Source organism: Streptomyces sp. Isolate_45 (genome assembly GCF_024721315.2).
Classification (GTDB): domain Bacteria; phylum Actinomycetota; class Actinomycetes; order Streptomycetales; family Streptomycetaceae; genus Streptomyces.
Window position 1 is genome coordinate 12,601 of the sequence record NZ_JANFAK020000049.1, and the last position, 15,834, is coordinate 28,434.

The 15,834-nt window shown below is 70.6% G+C and carries 16 protein-coding genes and 1 pseudogene; 12 read left to right on the forward strand and 5 right to left on the reverse strand.

Annotation, left to right across the window (positions count from 1 at the left end; translation table 11 throughout):
* The 3 genes from NOD94_RS17935 to NOD94_RS17945 all read left to right on the forward strand — a co-directional run bounded on the left by NOD94_RS17935 (position 1) and on the right by NOD94_RS17945 (position 2,871).
* Positions 1 to 1,248 carry a HAMP domain-containing sensor histidine kinase gene (locus NOD94_RS17935; protein WP_281206973.1) on the forward strand — a complete coding sequence of 416 codons (1,248 nt, stop codon included), beginning with the start codon at positions 1 to 3 and terminating at the stop codon, positions 1,246 to 1,248.
* A 383-nt stretch (positions 1,249 to 1,631) separates the two neighbouring features.
* The gene (locus tag NOD94_RS17940; RefSeq protein WP_249768165.1) at positions 1,632 to 1,928 is read left to right on the forward strand and encodes a DUF4193 domain-containing protein; all 297 of its coding nucleotides are present in this window, start codon (positions 1,632 to 1,634) and stop codon (positions 1,926 to 1,928) included.
* 10 nt (positions 1,929 to 1,938) lie between these two features.
* Positions 1,939 to 2,871, forward strand: a complete 933-nt coding sequence (locus NOD94_RS17945; RefSeq protein ID WP_281206974.1) for a hypothetical protein — start codon at positions 1,939 to 1,941, stop codon at positions 2,869 to 2,871.
* Positions 2,872 to 2,903: 32 nt separating this feature from the next.
* On the opposite strand, the gene NOD94_RS17950 is transcribed toward NOD94_RS17945, so the two are convergent.
* Positions 2,904 to 3,374, reverse strand: coding sequence for a DUF3093 domain-containing protein (locus NOD94_RS17950; protein ID WP_281206975.1), 471 nt, complete (start codon positions 3,372 to 3,374; stop codon positions 2,904 to 2,906).
* Between the two features lie 58 nt (positions 3,375 to 3,432).
* Between NOD94_RS17950 and NOD94_RS17955 the strand changes: the two genes are divergently transcribed.
* From NOD94_RS17955 to NOD94_RS17985, 7 genes are all read left to right on the forward strand, one after another.
* Positions 3,433 to 4,017: a PaaI family thioesterase gene (locus tag NOD94_RS17955; RefSeq protein WP_281206976.1), complete on the forward strand. Its 585-nt coding sequence runs from the start codon at positions 3,433 to 3,435 to the stop codon at positions 4,015 to 4,017.
* Positions 4,017 to 4,562: a dUTP diphosphatase gene (gene dut, locus NOD94_RS17960; RefSeq protein WP_281206977.1), complete on the forward strand. Its 546-nt coding sequence runs from the start codon at positions 4,017 to 4,019 to the stop codon at positions 4,560 to 4,562. The genes NOD94_RS17955 and dut overlap by 1 nt, the downstream gene beginning before the upstream one ends.
* A 1-nt stretch (position 4,563) precedes the next feature.
* Positions 4,564 to 5,349: a DUF3710 domain-containing protein gene (locus NOD94_RS17965; RefSeq protein WP_281206978.1), complete on the forward strand. Its 786-nt coding sequence runs from the start codon at positions 4,564 to 4,566 to the stop codon at positions 5,347 to 5,349.
* Positions 5,350 to 5,568: 219 nt separating this feature from the next.
* Positions 5,569 to 8,232 (forward strand): sensor histidine kinase KdpD, encoded by a 2,664-nt coding sequence (locus NOD94_RS17970; protein ID WP_281206979.1) that lies wholly within the window; start codon positions 5,569 to 5,571, stop codon positions 8,230 to 8,232.
* Positions 8,229 to 8,915 (forward strand): response regulator, encoded by a 687-nt coding sequence (locus tag NOD94_RS17975; protein ID WP_281206980.1) that lies wholly within the window; start codon positions 8,229 to 8,231, stop codon positions 8,913 to 8,915. The genes NOD94_RS17970 and NOD94_RS17975 overlap by 4 nt, the downstream gene beginning before the upstream one ends.
* Before the next feature lie 24 nt (positions 8,916 to 8,939).
* A complete protein-coding gene (locus NOD94_RS17980; protein ID WP_281206981.1) occupies positions 8,940 to 9,359 on the forward strand; it encodes an OB-fold nucleic acid binding domain-containing protein in 420 nt (139 codons plus the stop codon).
* A gap of 2 nt (positions 9,360 to 9,361) precedes the next feature.
* Positions 9,362 to 10,084: a DUF3159 domain-containing protein gene (locus NOD94_RS17985; RefSeq protein ID WP_281206982.1), complete on the forward strand. Its 723-nt coding sequence runs from the start codon at positions 9,362 to 9,364 to the stop codon at positions 10,082 to 10,084.
* Between the two features lie 151 nt (positions 10,085 to 10,235).
* On the opposite strand, the gene NOD94_RS17990 is transcribed toward NOD94_RS17985, so the two are convergent.
* Together NOD94_RS17990 and NOD94_RS17995 are read right to left on the reverse strand one after the other, a co-directional pair.
* Entirely contained in the window at positions 10,236 to 10,898 is a 663-nt protein-coding gene (locus tag NOD94_RS17990; RefSeq protein WP_267011663.1) for a TrkA family potassium uptake protein, read from the reverse strand.
* Entirely contained in the window at positions 10,895 to 11,563 is a 669-nt protein-coding gene (locus tag NOD94_RS17995) for a TrkA family potassium uptake protein (RefSeq protein WP_281206983.1), read from the reverse strand. Before NOD94_RS17995 ends, NOD94_RS17990 begins: the two co-directional genes overlap by 4 nt.
* A 198-nt stretch (positions 11,564 to 11,761) precedes the next feature.
* Between NOD94_RS17995 and NOD94_RS18000 the strand changes: the two genes are divergently transcribed.
* Positions 11,762 to 13,828 (forward strand): APC family permease, encoded by a 2,067-nt coding sequence (locus NOD94_RS18000; RefSeq protein WP_281206984.1) that lies wholly within the window; start codon positions 11,762 to 11,764, stop codon positions 13,826 to 13,828.
* A gap of 126 nt (positions 13,829 to 13,954) precedes the next feature.
* Positions 13,955 to 15,286: a class I SAM-dependent RNA methyltransferase gene (locus NOD94_RS18005; RefSeq protein WP_281206985.1), complete on the forward strand. Its 1,332-nt coding sequence runs from the start codon at positions 13,955 to 13,957 to the stop codon at positions 15,284 to 15,286.
* On the opposite strand, the gene NOD94_RS18010 is transcribed toward NOD94_RS18005, so the two are convergent.
* Together NOD94_RS18010 and NOD94_RS18015 are read right to left on the reverse strand one after the other, a co-directional pair.
* Positions 15,190 to 15,687: an RNaseH domain-containing protein gene (locus NOD94_RS18010; RefSeq protein ID WP_281207007.1), complete on the reverse strand. Its 498-nt coding sequence runs from the start codon at positions 15,685 to 15,687 to the stop codon at positions 15,190 to 15,192. The genes NOD94_RS18005 and NOD94_RS18010 overlap by 97 nt on opposite strands.
* Positions 15,627 to 15,812, reverse strand: a pseudogene (locus NOD94_RS18015) (RNaseH domain-containing protein); the annotation flags it as partial. The gene NOD94_RS18010 and the pseudogene NOD94_RS18015, both read right to left, overlap by 61 nt.
* Positions 15,813 to 15,834 lie beyond the last annotated feature (22 nt).

Genomic DNA, 15,834 nt, shown 5'->3' on the forward strand with positions numbered 1-15,834 from the left:
GTGGCAGCGACCCCGGCGCCACCGGCGGCGCCACCGAAACCGACCTGGGACCCCGGCCAGCCCGAGGGTCCCTTCCCGTGGCTGCGCCCGACCATCCGGATACGCCTCACGCTGCTGTACGGCGGCATGTTCCTGATCGCGGGCATCCTGCTGCTGTCGATCATCTACCTGCTGGCCGCGCAGGCCCTTCGGGAGGGCAACGCGCTCCCGTTCAAGATCGTCGGCGGGCAGAAGGTCGAGGTCTCCAGCAGCACCTGCCCGGGTGTGGTGGGCATCGACCAGTCCTTCGACCAGTTCAACGCCGCCATCGGCAAGTGCATCCTCGAACAGCGCCGGCACGCGCTGGACGACCTCCTGAGCCGGTCGCTGATGGCCCTGCTCGGTCTGAGCATCATCGCCTTCGCCTTCGGCTACGCGATGGCCGGCCGGGTGCTCTCGCCGCTGGGCAAGATCACCCGTACCGCCCGTCGGGTCGTCGGGTCCGACCTGACCCGGCGGATCGAGCTGGACGGGCCGGACGACGAGCTGAAGGAGCTCGCCGACACCTTCGACGAGATGCTCGACCGCCTGGAACGGGCCTTCACGGCGCAGCAGCGCTTCGTGGCCAACGCCTCGCACGAGCTGAGGACCCCACTGGCCATCAACCGGACGCTGCTGGAGGTGCACCTCTCCGATCCCGGGGCGCCGGTGGAGCTCCAACAGCTGGGCAAGACGCTGCTGGCCACCAATGAGCGCAGTGAGCAGCTGGTCGAGGGCCTGCTGCTGTTGGCCCGCAGCGAGAACCAGATCGTCGAGCGCAAGCCCGTGGACCTGGCGGAGGTCGCCTCGCGCGCCATCGACCAGGCGCGCGGGGAGGCCCAGGCGAAGGGCGTGGAGATCCGCGGCGAGCGCGCGTTGGCCGTGGTCCAGGGCAACGGCGTCCTGCTGGAGCGGATCGCCCTCAACCTGGTGCAGAACGCCGTCCGGTACAACGTCCCGGAGGGCGGCTGGGTGGAGGTCACGACCGAGGCCCAGCACGGCCGGGCGGTGCTCCTCGTATCGAACACGGGTCCCGTTGTTCCCGCGTACGAGGTGGACAACCTCTTCGAGCCCTTCAGGCGGCTGCGTACGGAGCGAACGGGCAGCGACAAGGGTGTGGGGCTCGGTCTGTCGATCGCGCGCTCCGTGGCCCGCGCCCACGGCGGCCGCATCCAGGCGACGCCCCGCGAGGGTGGTGGCCTGGTGATGCGTGTCACGTTGCCCCTTTGATCCACTCGGGGTCGCGTTCGCTGTGAGCGGAACGGCCTGGAGGGATGATGGATGGTAGTTGTGTGATCGATCACATTGTCGAGTGTCGGGTCATGTGCGTTCGGTGACCCATGGGCGGCCGGAAAGCCCGGGAAGTCCGGGTTTCCGGCCCCCCTGATGGCGGGAAATACACGGGGTGGCGTTTGTGCAAGACGCCCCCCGGACCGTGTACGGTCCCGGTCGTCATCCCAGCTACAAGCCCTTCGGGCGTGCGGCTGGGTGTCGATTGAGTAACAGACCTTGATGTGAGGCAAAATCTCCGCCTCAGGTCGGGCACAAGTCCGGCCTCTCGCGCGTTACGTGCGCTGAGACACCGCTAAATCCCAGAGGGGGAGAGCGAAAAAATGGCAACGGACTACGACACCCCACGCAAGACCGACGATGACGTCGACAACGACAGCATCGAGGAGCTGAAGGCCCGGCGCAGCGAGAAGTCCTCGTCCAGCGTCGACGTCGACGACTTCGACGGGGCCGAGAGCCTCGAACTGCCCGGCGCGGACCTTTCCAACGAGGAACTGGCCGTCCGGGTCCTTCCCAAGCAGGCCGATGAGTTCACCTGCATGAGCTGCTTCCTGGTGCACCACCGCAGCCAGCTGGCGCGCGAGAAGAACGGTCAGCCGATCTGCCGCGACTGCGACTGAGGCCTCGGCCGTGACGGGCTCGACGCCATTTCGGAAGCGACGCTTTCGTAAATCCGGTGGTCAGGCGGAGACGCAGGCGGCAGCCACGGACCCGGTAACGGGTCCTGGGGCCTCCGGCGGCTCGGCCATCGAGAGGACTGCCGTGCCCAGCGACACCGCCCCCGCGGTGCCGTCGGACACGGACGTCGACGACAAGCCCCGGCGTCTGTCCGGGGTGCGTCCGGTGCAAGCCGTCAAGAACGGTGTGCGCAAGGGCGGCGAGAGCGCGAAGGCCGTCGCCCTGTACATCAGCGACCGCGTCATCGAGAACGCACCGCGCGTTCCGGTACGGGACCTCGCGACGTTGCGCGCGCAGTTCCCGGGCCTGGGTCCCGATCAGCTTGCCGACAAGCTGATCGCCGGGGCCGCCAACGCCACGTCCACGGTGGGCGCGGGCATCGGGGCCGCGGCGATGCTGCCGGTTCCGCCCGCCATGCCGGCGGAACTGGCCGCGGAGATCACCGGCGTGGCGGTGATCGAGCTGAAGCTCGTCGCCGAACTCCACGAGGTCTACGGACTCCGCCCGCCGGGGAACGTGAAGGACCGCAGCCTCGCCTACCTCACGTCTTGGACGGAGGAACGCGGGGTCGACCTGACCAAGCCGACGACGCTCAACGTGGCGCTGGGCGGTCAGATGAAGCGCGAACTGCGCCAACAGATCATGAAGCGGATGTTCCGCAACCTGCCGAACCTGATGCCCTTCATGGTCGGAGCGGCCGTCGGCGCCGTCATGAACCGCAAGGACACCAGGAAACTCGCCGAGAAGGTGCGTGCGGACCTGCGCGGCCGCGCCGTGCCCTGGAGTGCCCTCACGGCCCTGCCGCCCCTGGAGCGGCCCTCTGAGCCCCTTCCCGAGGCTGCCAGGATCGCCCTCGAAGGCCGCCCGACACGCGGCGACGACTGAGGCCGGCCCCCGAAGGGCGCCGGCCAGTTCCCTCAGGCCCCGGCGGGGCCGCCCTTCGCCGCGCGGATCGCCGCCGACAGGGCCTGCGGCTCGCGGGTGGAGACGTAGACGTACGGGGTCGGGTCCGTCGGGTCCGTCACCTCGACGCGGACCGCCGTGGGTACGTAACTGCGCATCAGCATGAACGCGCGGGTGTCGGCCTTGTACGTGCGCCAGGCACGGGCCTCCTCCGCGTCCAGGACCTCGGGCTCGCCCAGGGCCGTCACCGGGATCCGGGCGTCGCCCGCCGCCAGCGAACCGTTCACCACGCGCACGCGCGCGGAGCCGTACGAGCTCACCAGCAGCCCCGTCAGCGCCGAACCGCCGATCAGACCCGCGAGCAGCGGCGTCGTCCCGAGCGGGAAGAGCATCAGCGCGCACGCGATGCCCGCCAGCACGACGATGCCCCACCAGGAGCGGGGGGCGGACAGGCGTTCGTCGTGGTGCGCGGAGGAGAGCTGCATACGGGCAAGCCTGCCACGAGGCGACCGGCGGGTAGCCGCGCGGGTAAGGTCTGCGGCTGTGAGTGGACGAAACACAGCGTTGACGCCCCCGGCGGATGCCGCCGCACCGGTCCGGCACCCCGACGCGCCGGCACCCGGTGAACTCCTCGGCGCGCACTACGAACACTGTTTCGGCTGCGGCGGCGGACAGCCGCACGGCCTCCACCTGGAGGCCCGCGCCGGCGAGGGCGTGCGCGTCACCGCCGAGTTCACCGTCCGTACCGCTCATCAGGGCGCACCCGGCCTCGCCCACGGCGGCGTACTGGCCACCGCGCTCGACGAGACGCTGGGCTCCCTGAACTGGCTGCTGCGGCTCATAGCCGTCACCGGCCGGTTGGAGACCGACTTCCTGCGGCCCGTCCCCGTGGACACCGTGCTGTACCTGGAGGCGGAGGTCACCGCCGTGGCCGGGCGGAAGATCTACTCCACGGCCGTGGGTCGCATCGGCGGCCCGCAGGGCCCGATCGCGGTCCGCGCGGACGCCCTCTTCATCGAAGTGAAGGTCGACCACTTCATCGACAACGGTCGGCCCGAGGAGATCCGGGCGGCGATGGCCGACCCGGACCAGGTCAGGCGCACACGCGCCTTCGAGGTGAACCCCTGATGTCCCAGAACACCCATGCGCCCCGCCATGACGTCGACGTGCTGATCCGTCGCGTCGACCCCGAGGTGCCCCTGCCCGCCTACGGTCACCCCGGTGACGCCGGCTGCGACCTGGTCACCACCGTGGCCGCGGAACTCGAGCCCGGCGAGCGGACCGTGCTGCCCACCGGCGTCTCCATCGCCCTGCCCGACGGGTACGCCGCGTTCGTCCATCCCCGCTCCGGCCTGGCCGCACGCTGCGGGCTCGCGCTCGTGAATGCCCCGGGGACGGTGGATGCCGGGTACCGTGGGGAAATCAAGGTGATCGTGGTCAATCTCGACCCTCGCGAGAGCGTCAGGTTCGAGCGTTTCGACCGCATTGCCCAGCTGGTTGTCCAGCGGGTCGAGAAGGTGCGCTTCCACGAGGTGGAGGAGCTTCCCGGCTCGGCCCGGGCCGACGGGGGTTTCGGCTCCACCGGCGGTCATGCGGCCGTGGCCGGATCCGGCGCTGGTCAGCAGGGTGGGAATGGCTACGCTTCGGTCGTAACCGACCGGGAAGGACAGTGACGTGTTCGGACGTCGCAAGAAGAACGACTCCGTCAAGGACGGCGGCGCGGCCGAGCAGGTCGACGGCGTGCGCGCCGATGAGCCGGACGACGACGCGGGCGAGCTCGGTACCGCCAAGCCGCGCAGGATGAACCTGCCCCCGGCCCCCCGGCCCGACGGCCCGTGGGACGTCGCCGAGGTGCTCGGCGACCCGACCGACGGCCGCGTCGACCTGGGCGGCATCCTCGTGCCCGGTGTCGAGGGCATGGAACTGCGCGTCGAGGTCGCCGGTGACGCGATCGTGGCCGCCACCGTCGTCCTCGGGGACAGCGCGGTGCAGCTGCAGGCCTTCGCCGCCCCCAAGAAGGAGGGCATCTGGGGCGAGGTCCGCGACGAGATCGCCACGGGCATCACCCAGCAGGGCGGCATCATCGACGAGGTCGAGGGCCCCCTCGGCTGGGAACTGCGGGCCCAGGTGCCCGTGCCCCTGCCGGACGGACAGACCGGCGCCCAGCTGGTGCGCTTCATCGGCGTCGACGGTCCCCGCTGGTTCCTGCGCGGTGTCATTTCCGGCCAGGGCGCGGTGCGCCCCGAGTCGGCAGGCGTGCTGGAGCAGATCTTCCGGGACACCGTCGTCCTGCGCGGCGACGGCCCGATGGCCCCCCGCGACCCCATCGTCCTGAAGCTGCCGAACGACGCCCAGATGGTGCCGGACGGCGTGCAGACGGCCGAGGACCAGGAGGGCTCCCGCTTCTCCGGCGGCATGGGCCAGCTGGAGCGCGGCCCGGAGATCACCGAGGTCCGCTGACCGCACGAGCAGTCCGTTGACGACGGGCGGGTCGCGCTCCTCCGGGGGCGGGCCCGCCCGCGCGTGTTTGCCGGTGGCGCGCCCGCCCGATGGCGTGCGTCGCCGCGGGCCGTGGCGGGGCCGTGCGGAGGGGCGCGTTCGCGTCAGGGATGCGTCAGGGATGGGTGGACGGCGGCCCATCGGTGCGTGAACCTCGTGCCCGTCCCCGAGAATGGGCGCATGGGACGCGGCAGGCTAAGGATCTATCTCGGCGCGGCGCCCGGCGTGGGCAAGACGTACGCCATGCTCTCGGAGGGCCACCGCCGGGTGGAACGGGGCGGCGACTGCGTCGTCGGCTTCGTCGAACACCACGGGCGACCGCGCACCGAGGTCATGCTGCACGGCCTCGAACAGGTCCCGCGCAGGGATCTCGTCCACCGCGGCGCCGCCTTCACGGAGATGGACGTGGACGCGCTGCTCGCCCGCCGTCCCGCCGTGGCGCTGGTCGACGAGCTGGCCCACACCAACGTGCCCGGCTCCCGCAACGCCAAGCGCTGGCAGGACGTCGAGGAACTCCTGCGGGCCGGCATCGACGTCGTGTCCACGGTGAACATCCAGCACCTGGAGTCCCTCGGGGACGTCGTCGAGTCGATCACGGGCGTCCGGCAGCGGGAGACCGTACCGGACGAGGTGGTGCGGCGGGCCGACCAGGTCGAGCTCGTCGACATGTCCCCGCAGGCCCTGCGCCGACGGATGGCGCACGGGAACATATACAAGCCCGACAAGGTCGACGCGGCCCTGTCCAACTACTTCCGCCCGGGCAACCTCACCGCGCTGCGCGAGCTCGCGCTGCTGTGGGTGGCCGACCGGGCCGACGAGTACCTCCAGCAGTACCGGGGCGAGCACGACATCCGCTCCACCTGGCAGGCGCGCGAGCGGATCGTCGTCGGGCTCACCGGCGGGCCCGAGGGCCGCACGCTGATCCGCCGCGCCTCCCGGATGGCGGCGAAGGGCTCCGGCAGCGAGATCCTCGCCGTCTACATCGCCCGCAGCGACGGTCTGACCTCGGCCTCCCCGAAGGAACTCGCGGTCCAGCGGACCCTGGTCGAAGACCTTGGCGGAACGTTTCACCATGTGATCGGGGACAACATCCCCGCGGACCTCCTCGCCTTCGCCCGCGGGGTCAACGCCACCCAGATCGTCCTCGGCTCCAGCCGCCGCAAGGCCTGGCAGTACGTCCTCGGTCCCGGGGTCGGCGCCACCGTCGCCCGCGACTCGGGTCCCGACCTGGACGTCCACATCGTCACCCACGAGGAGGTCGCCAAGGGGCGCGGACTGCCCGTGGTCCGCTCGGCCGCCCGCCTCGGCCGGCCCCGCATCGTGGCCGGATGGCTCGTCGGAGCGCTCTGCCCGGTCCTGCTGTGCCTCCTGCTCACGCACATCGACGCCGACCCCGGCCTCGCCAACGACATGCTGCTGTTCCTGGCGCTGACGGTGGCGTCCGCGCTGCTCGGCGGCCTCTGGCCGGCCCTCGCGTCCGCCGCCATCGGCTCGCTGCTGCTGAACTACTTCTTCGCCCCGCCGCTGCACCGGCTCACCGTCTCGGACCCCCGGAACATCATGGCCATCGCGGTCTTCTTCGGAGTCGCCGTGTCCGTCGCCTCCGTGGTCGACCTCGCCGCCCGGCGCACGCACCAGGCCGCCCGACTGCGCGCCGAGTCCGAGATCCTCTCCTTCCTCGCCGGGAGCGTGCTGCGCGGCGAGACCGCCCTGGGCGCGCTGCTGGAGCGGGTGCGCGAGACCTTCGGGATGGAGTCCGTCGCCCTTCTGGAGCGGCAGGGCGACGTCGAACCCTGGACCCGGGCCGGCAGCGTCGGTCCCAACCCGGCGGCCCGGCCCGAGGACGCCGACGTGGACATGCCGATCGGGGACCACATGGCGCTGGCCCTGTCCGGGCGGGTCCTGCCCGCCGAGGACCGCCGGGTGCTCGGCGCCTTCGCCGCCCAGGCGGCGGTCGTACTGGACCGCCAGCGGCTCGTCGGCGAGGCGGAGGAGGCCCGCCGGCTGGCCGAGGGCAACCGGATCCGGACCGCGCTGCTCGCCGCCGTCAGCCACGACCTGCGCACGCCGCTCGCCTCCATCAAGGCGTCCGTCAGCTCCCTGCGCTCCGACGACGTGGAGTGGTCCGAGGAGGACCGGGCGGAACTGCTGGAGGGGATCGAGGACGGCGCCGACCGGCTCGACCACCTGGTGGGCAACCTGCTCGACATGTCCCGGCTCCAGACGGGGACGGTGACCCCGCTCATCAGGGAGATCGACCTCGACGAGGTGGTCCCGATGGCGCTGGGCGGCGTACCGGAGGACAGCGTGCTGCTCGACGTGCCCGAGACCCTGCCCATGGTGGCGGTGGACCCCGGGCTGCTGGAGCGGACCGTGGCCAACGTCGTGGAGAACGCCGTCAAGTACAGCCCGGCCGGGCAACCCGTGCTCGTCGCCGCCAGTTTCCTCGGCGACCGGGTCGAGGTACGGGTCGTCGACCGCGGGCGCGGCGTCCCGGACGAGGCCAAGGACCGCATCTTCGCCCCCTTCCAGAGGTACGGGGACGCCCCCCGCGGCGCCGGAGTGGGCCTCGGTCTCGCGGTGGCCCGGGGGTTCGCCGAGGCCATGGGCGGCAGCCTCGCCGCCGAGGACACGCCCGGCGGAGGGCTGACGATGGTGCTCACCCTGCGCGCGGCCGGCCGGGACCGGCCGCCGCCGGCCGGCCCGGGGGCGCGGGCCGGAACCGGAGCCGGATCCCTTCGCGTGGACACGGCGGCACACCCCGAACGCGTGGACACGGCAGCACGCCCCGAACGCGTGGACACGCCGGAACACCCCGAACGACAGAAAGCAGGACCCCAATGACCCGGGTGCTCGTGGTGGACGACGAACCGCAGATCGTCCGAGCCCTCGTGATCAACCTGAAGGCGCGCCGGTACGAGGTCGACGCCGCCTCCGACGGCGCGGGAGCCCTGGAGCTCGCGGCCGCCCGCCACCCCGACGTCGTCGTCCTCGACCTCGGCCTGCCCGACATGGACGGCATCGAGGTGATCAAGGGGCTGCGCGGCTGGACCCGGGTACCGATCCTCGTCCTCTCCGCCCGCCACACCTCCGACGAGAAGGTCGAGGCCCTCGACGCGGGCGCCGACGACTACGTCACCAAGCCCTTCGGCATGGACGAGCTGCTGGCCCGGCTCCGCGCCGCCGTCCGCCGGGCCGAACCCGCGGCCGGGGCGGGCGGGGACGAGGTGATCGTGGAGACCGAGGGGTTCACCGTGGACCTCGCCGCGAAGAAGGCGGTGCGCGCGGGGCACGACGTACGCCTCACCCCCACCGAGTGGCACCTGCTGGAAGTGCTGGTGCGCAACGGCGGGAAGCTGGTCAGCCAGAAGCAGCTCCTCCAGGAGGTCTGGGGGCCCTCCTACGGCACGGAGACCAACTACCTGCGGGTCTACATGGCCCAGCTGCGCCGCAAGCTGGAGGCCGACCCCTCGCACCCGCGGCACTTCATCACCGAACCGGGCATGGGATACCGCTTCGAGAGGTAGCTGGGGCGCCGGTACGCTTCCTGTATGAGTGCTGAACCGCGTCCAGACAAGCCCCCGAAGCCGGCCAGGCCGGCGGGCCGGTTCCGCCGGATGATGGAGCGGCTGTCCACCTCCCAGGAGGAGCTGCATTCGGCGGAGCTGCAGGAGGACGCAGAGGCCGCGGGCTGTACGCGGATCTGCGACTGCCACGACCGCCAGATAGTCAAGGTCACCGGCACCCTGCGGACCGTCACCCTGCGGCCGCGCGCGGGCGTACCCGCACTGGAAGCGGAACTGTTCGACGGCTCGGCCGCGCTGGACGTGGTGTGGCTCGGACGTCGCTCGATCGTGGGAATCGAGCCCGGGCGGCGCATGATCGCCTCCGGGCGGATCTCGATGAGTCATGGGCGCCGGGTGCTCTTCAACCCGAAGTACGAACTCCGACCGCTCGGACAGGAGCACTGACGGTGACGTCACTCGACAAACCCACCACGCCCGAGGGCCCGGTGGGGGACGACCAGAAGGCCGTGACCCAGGCGGCGCTGTTCGACGCCTTCGGCGGCATCCGCGGGACCGTGGAGACGATGCTCCCCGGCCTGCTGTTCGTCATGATCTACACGATCAACAAGGACGTGAAGTCGTCCGCCATCGCGGCGGGCGCGGTCGCCGTCCTCCTGGTGATCGTGCGGCTGCTGCGCAAGGACACCGTCAAGCACGCCTTCAGCGGTGTGTTCGGCGTCGGCGTGGGCGTGGCCTTCGCCCTCTTCACCGGTGACGCCAAGGGCTTCTACCTGCCCGGCATGATCTACGGCGCCGGCCTGGGCGTCGCGTTCACCGTCTCCGCGCTGCTCGGCTTCCCGCTGCTCGGCGTGGTGCTCGGACCGGTGTTCAAGGAGAACCTGTCCTGGCGCACCCGCAACCCCGGGCGCAAGAAGGCGTACACGAAGGCCAGCCTGGCCTGGGGCCTGATCTTCCTGGCCAAGTACGCGATCCTCTTCCCGCTGTACTGGTGGGGCGACGCGACCCAGCTGGGATGGGTGCTCATCGCGCTCAAGCTCCCGCCGATGGTGCTGGCCGTGTACTTCACCTGGCTGTTCCTGGCGAACGCCCCGGCGCCGATCGACGTCATCGCCGAGTACGAGGCCCAGGAGGCGGCCGAGAAGGCCGCCGCGCGGGAGCGCGGGGTCTGACCCGGGCCTTCTGACCCGGGCCCCGATGTTCCGGGCCCGATCGGCAGGCGAACGCCGAAGGGGTGGAGCGGCCATCAGGCTGCTCCACCCCTTCGGCGTACCGGTGCCGGGCTTCGGCTCCGGCGCCGGTTCCGGGTACTGGTTCCGGGCGCTAGTTCCGGGCCTGGAGGAGGTCCTCCAGCTGTTCCTCACGGGCCTGCGCCGCCACGAACAGCAGTTCGTCGCCGGGCTCCAGGGTCTCCTCCCCGTGCGGGGTGAGGACGCGGTTGCCGCGGATGATGGTGACGAGCGAGGTGTCCTCGGGCCAGGCGATCTCGCTGATCTGGGTGCCGGCGACCGAGGAGTCGGGCGGCAGGGTCAGCTCGACCAGGTTGGCGTCGCCGTGGCTGAAGCGCAGCAGGCGCACCAGATCGCCGACGCTGACGGCCTCCTCGACGAGCGCGGACATCAGGCGGGGCGTGGAGACGGCCACGTCGACGCCCCAGGACTCGTTGAAGAGCCACTCGTTCTTCGGGTTGTTGACGCGCGCCACGACCCGGGGGACCCCGTACTCGGTCTTGGCGAGCAGGGAGACGACGAGGTTGACCTTGTCGTCACCGGTGGCGGCGATGACCACGTTGCAGCGCTGCAACGCGGCCTCGTCGAGCGAGGTGATCTCGCAGGCGTCGGCCAGCAGCCACTCCGCCTGCGGCACCCGCTCCACCGAGATGGCGGTCGGCGCCTTGTCCACGAGGAGGACCTCGTGGCCGTTCTCCAACAGTTCGCCCGCGATGGAGCGTCCCACGGCGCCGGCTCCGGCGATCGCGACCCTCATGCGTGTGCCTCCTCGGGCCCTTCGGCGAAGGCCGCCTCAACCTTGTCGATCTCGTCCGTGCGCATCATCACGTGGACGAGGTCGCCCTCCTGGAGGACGGTCTGTGAAGTCGGCAAGATCGCCTCGCCCAGCCGGGTGAGGAACGCGACGCGGACGCCGGTCTCCTCCTGGAGCCGGCTCACCTTGTGACCGATCCAGGCGGTGGAGGCGTGCACCTCGGCGAGCTGCACACCGCCGCTCGGGTCGCGCCACAGGGGCTCGGCGCCCGACGGCAGCAGCCGGCGGAGCATCTGGTCGGCGGTCCACCGTACGGTCGCGACGGTGGGGATGCCGAGTCGCTGGTACACCTCGGCGCGCTTGGGGTCGTAGATGCGGGCGGCGACGTTCTCGACGCCGAACATCTCGCGGGCCACGCGCGCGGCGATGATGTTGGAATTGTCACCGCTGCTGACGGCCGCGAAGGCTCCGGCGTCCTCGATCCCGGCCTCTCGCAGCGTGTCCTGGTCGAAGCCGACACCGGTGACGCGACGACCGCCGAACGATGCTCCGAGCCGGCGGAATGCGGTGGGGTCCTGGTCGACGACAGCGACCGTATGCCCCTGCTGTTCCAGGGTCTGCGCGAGGGCAGAGCCCACTCTTCCGCAGCCCATAATGACGATGTGCACGGCCGTCCTTCCGGCTGACAGCGACTCGCTGGTTTCCAGCCTCATTGCATGCTCTGGCTAAACAGGGTCTCAGACCATGGCCCAAGCTACACACGGGCGGTCACCAGTGTGACCATTTGGGGTCCAGGCGGTGCCTCATTGCCCCGAGAACGGGCAGGGGGTTCGTCAGCCCGATTTCGAACGCTTACGATCCTCTGCGTGTCCAAACTGACCGACGTGCCCAAACGGATCCTGATCGGCCGGGCGCTACGCAGCGACCGCCTCGGGGAAACGCTCCTCCCCAAGCGAATCGCCCTGCCCGTGTTCGCATCCGACCCGCTCTCCTCCGTGGCATATGCCCCGGGTGAAGTGCTGCTGGTCCTGTCGATCGCGGGTGTGTCGGCGTACCACTTCAGCCCCTGGATCGCGGCCGCCGTCGTCGTCCTGATGTTCACCGTGGTCGCCTCCTACAGGCAGAACGTCCACGCGTACCCCAGCGGCGGTGGTGACTACGAGGTCGCCAACACCAACCTCGGACCCAAGGCCGGACTCACGGTGGCGAGCGCCCTGCTCGTCGACTACGTCCTCACCGTGGCCGTGTCGATCTCCTCCGGAGTCGAGAACCTCGGCTCGGCCGTCGATTTCGTCATCGAGCACAAGGTGCTCTCGGCGATGATCATGATTCTGTTGCTCACGCTGATGAATCTGCGCGGAGTCAAGGAATCCGGAAACTTCTTCGCGATTCCGACGTACATCTTCGTCGGAGCCGTCTTCGTCATGATCGCCTACGGCGCCTACCGGGGCATCGTCCTCGACGAGACGATGAAGGCCCCCACGGCCGACCTGGAGATCAAACCCGAGCACCAGGGACTGGCCGGATTCGCCCTCGTCTTCCTGCTGCTGCGCGCCTTCTCCTCAGGCTGCGCCGCGCTCACCGGCGTCGAGGCCATCAGCAACGGTGTCCCCGCCTTCCGCAAGCCCAAGAGCAAGAACGCGGCCACCACCCTGGCCCTGATGGGCGCCCTGGCCGTCACGATGTTCTGCGGCATCATCGGCCTGGCCATGGCCACGAACGTGAGGATGGCGGAGAACCCCGCCACCGACCTGATCCAGGACGGCGTGCCGGTCGGCCCCGACTACGTCCAGCACCCGGTGATCTCCCAGGTCGGCGAGGCCGTCTTCGGCGAGGGCAGCTTCCTCTTCATCGTGCTCGCGGCGGCCACCGCGCTCGTCCTCTTCCTGGCCGCCAACACCGCCTACAACGGCTTCCCGCTGCTCGGCTCGATCCTCGCCCAGGACCGGTACCTGCCGCGCCAGCTGCACACCCGCGGCGACCGGCTCGCCTTCTCCAACGGCATCGTCCTGCTCGCCGGCGCCGCCATGCTGCTGGTGTGGCTCTACGACGCCGACTCCACCAAGCTCATCCAGCTCTACATCGTCGGAGTCTTCGTCTCCTTCACGCTGAGCCAGATCGGCATGGTCCGGCACTGGAACCGCCACCTGCGCACCGAGCGCGACCCCGCCGCCCGCCGCCGCATGCACCGCTCCCGGGCCATCAACACCTTCGGCGCCTTCTTCACCGGCATGGTGCTGGTCGTCGTCCTCGCCACGAAGTTCACCCACGGCGCCTGGGTCGCCCTGCTGGGCATGGTGATCTTCTACGGAACGATGAGCGCGATCCGCAAGCACTACGACCGGGTCTCCGCCGAGATCGCCGCGGCCGAGGGCCCCAGCGACGACAGCGTCCGCCCCTCGCGCGTCCACTCCATCGTCCTGGTCTCCAAGGTCCACAAGCCCACGCTGCGCGCCCTCGCCTTCGCCAAGCTGACCCGCTCCGACACCCTCGAAGCGCTCAGCATCAGCGTCGACCCGGTCGAGACCAAGGCCCTGCGCACGGAGTGGGACCGGCGCGGGATCAACGTCCCGCTGAAGATCCTCGACTCGCCCTACCGCGAGATCACCCGGCCGGTCGTCGAGTACGTGAAGGGCCTGCGCAGCGAGAACCCGCGCGACGCCGTCAGCGTCTACATCCCGGAGTACGTCGTCGGCCGCTGGTACGAGCACCTCCTCCACAACCAGAGCGCGCTGCGGCTCAAGGGCCGGCTGCTGTTCACGCCGGGCGTGATGGTGACCTCCGTGCCCTACCAGCTGGAGTCCTCCGAGCTCGCGAAGCGGCGGGCCAAGAAGCGGCAGGACTGGAACGCCCCGGGCGCCGTCCGCCGCGGACCGGTCGACACGCCGCGGCCGCCGCGCCCGCCGAGGCCGAAGAACCCGGCGGGGAAGTAGCGCCGGCGGGGCGGCGGGGGTTCCCCGAGGGTGGTGAACGGCCGGACGAGATCCACGTAAACTGGTGGGTCGGTCGTCCGGCCGTTTTCCTTTCGCTTTTCATTGATCTCCTGGAGCCTCCCCACCATGACCGAGCAGAACGAGAAGCAGTCACTGGTCGGGGAGGAGTTCGAGGTCGAGGTCGGGCCCGTCGCGCACGGAGGCCACTGCATCGCGCGCAACGCGGACGGCCGGGTCCTGTTCGTCCGCCACACGCTGCCCGGCGAGAAGGTCATCGCGAAGGTCACCGAGGGCGACGTCGACTCCCGCTTCCTGCGCGCCGACGCCATCACCGTGCTCGACGCCTCCAAGGACCGGGTCGCGGCACCCTGTCCGTACGCCGGCCCCGGCAAGTGCGGCGGCTGCGACTGGCAGCACGCCAAGCCGGGCGCCCAGCGCCGCCTCAAGGGCGAGGTCGTCGCCGAACAACTGCTGCGCCTCGCCGGACTCACCCCGGAAGAGGCCGGCTGGGACGGCACCGTCATGCCGGCCGAGGGCGACAAGCTCCCGGCCGGACAGGTCCCCCAGTGGCGCACCCGCGTCCAGTTCGCGATCGACGACGACGGCAACGCGGGCCTGCGCAAGCACCGCTCGCACGACATCGAGCTCGTCGACCACTGCATGATCGCGGCGCCGGGAGTCTCGGAACTCGGCATCGAGAAGCAGGACTGGCCCCAGATGGCGTCGGTGGAGGCCATCGCCGCCTCCGGCTCCAACGACCGCCAGGTCGTCCTGACCCCCCGCCCCGGCGGCCGCCTGCCCCTCGTCGAGCTGGACCAGCCCGTCTCCGTCCTGCGCGTCGAGGAGAAGGACGGCGGCGTCCACCGCGTCCACGGCCGCCCCTTCGTGCGCGAGCGCGCCGACGGCCGTACGTACCGCGTCGGCATGGGCGGCTTCTGGCAGGTCCACCCGCAGGCCGCCGACACCCTGATCAAGGCCGTCATGCAGGGCCTGATGCCGCGCAAGGGCGAGATGGCCCTCGACCTCTACTGCGGCGTCGGCATCTTCGCCGGCGCCCTCGCGGAGCGCCTCGGCGAGACCGGCGCCGTCCTCGGCATCGAGTCGACGAAGCGCGCCGTCGAGGACGCCCGCCACAACCTGGCGGACTTCCCCCGGGTCCGGATCGAGCAGGGCAAGGTCGAGCAGATCCTCCCGAAGACCGGCATCACCGAATGCGACCTGGTCGTCCTCGACCCGCCCCGTGCCGGCGCCGGCAAGCAGACGGTCCGCCAGGTGGCAGGCCTCACCCCGCGCCGCATCGCCTACGTGGCGTGCGACCCGGCAGCCCTGGCCCGCGACCTGGGCTACTTCAAGGACCAGGGCTACAAGGTCCGCACCCTGCGCGTCTTCGACCTCTTCCCGATGACCCACCACGTGGAGTGCGTGGCGATCCTGGAGCGCGTGGCGAAGGACGCCTGACCTGCTGTTTTGTGGGCTGGCCGTCCTCTTGACCTCTTCCGGGCGTGCGAACAGTCAAGGTCAGGCGGTTCCTCTTGCAGCCGCCTGACCTGCGGATTTAACAGGGTCGATGCTCTGTCGATTGTCGTCATCAGAGCGTAGTCCGGTGCCTGGCGCAGCCGGTGTACGGCAAGTGCTAGAGCCCCGGCGTCGTCGGGGCCCGGTACGGTGGCGGTCGGGTTGTCGTCGCCGTGGCAGCCCAGAACTACGATCTCGACCAGGGTCGGGTTCCAGGCGTTGGTGCCTGGTTGCGAAGTGAGGTTGCCTGCTGCGTTGACCCGGGTGGCAAGGCGATCGAGGCGGGCGAGACCGCATGGGTTCCGGGACGCTCGGTGGCGCTGTAGAAGACTCGCGCGCTTGATGGTGCCCCGTCATGCGGCTGGGGGGACTGCGTCCAGAAGCCAGCCGGCTTTCCGTGCGGCTTGCCGGCTTCGGCCAGGCCCCACCACTGTGCGGTTTCACGGCCGCCGCACCCTCGTACGCACACGAGGCGGAGTTCGTCGTCGAGC

Excerpts from the sequence above, each read along its gene's own strand:
- NOD94_RS17940 (WP_249768165.1), top strand. The coding sequence starts at position 1,632 with ATGGCAACGGACTACGACACCCCACGCAAGACCGACGATGACGTCGAC.
- NOD94_RS17950 (WP_281206975.1), bottom strand. The coding sequence starts at position 3,374 with ATGCAGCTCTCCTCCGCGCACCACGACGAACGCCTGTCCGCCCCCCGC.
- dut (WP_281206977.1), top strand. The coding sequence starts at position 4,017 with ATGTCCCAGAACACCCATGCGCCCCGCCATGACGTCGACGTGCTGATC.
- NOD94_RS17970 (WP_281206979.1), top strand. The coding sequence starts at position 5,569 with ATGGGACGCGGCAGGCTAAGGATCTATCTCGGCGCGGCGCCCGGCGTG.
- NOD94_RS17975 (WP_281206980.1), top strand. The coding sequence starts at position 8,229 with ATGACCCGGGTGCTCGTGGTGGACGACGAACCGCAGATCGTCCGAGCC.
- NOD94_RS17980 (WP_281206981.1), top strand. The coding sequence starts at position 8,940 with ATGAGTGCTGAACCGCGTCCAGACAAGCCCCCGAAGCCGGCCAGGCCG.
- NOD94_RS17990 (WP_267011663.1), bottom strand. The coding sequence starts at position 10,898 with ATGAGGGTCGCGATCGCCGGAGCCGGCGCCGTGGGACGCTCCATCGCG.
- NOD94_RS18005 (WP_281206985.1), top strand. The coding sequence starts at position 13,955 with ATGACCGAGCAGAACGAGAAGCAGTCACTGGTCGGGGAGGAGTTCGAG.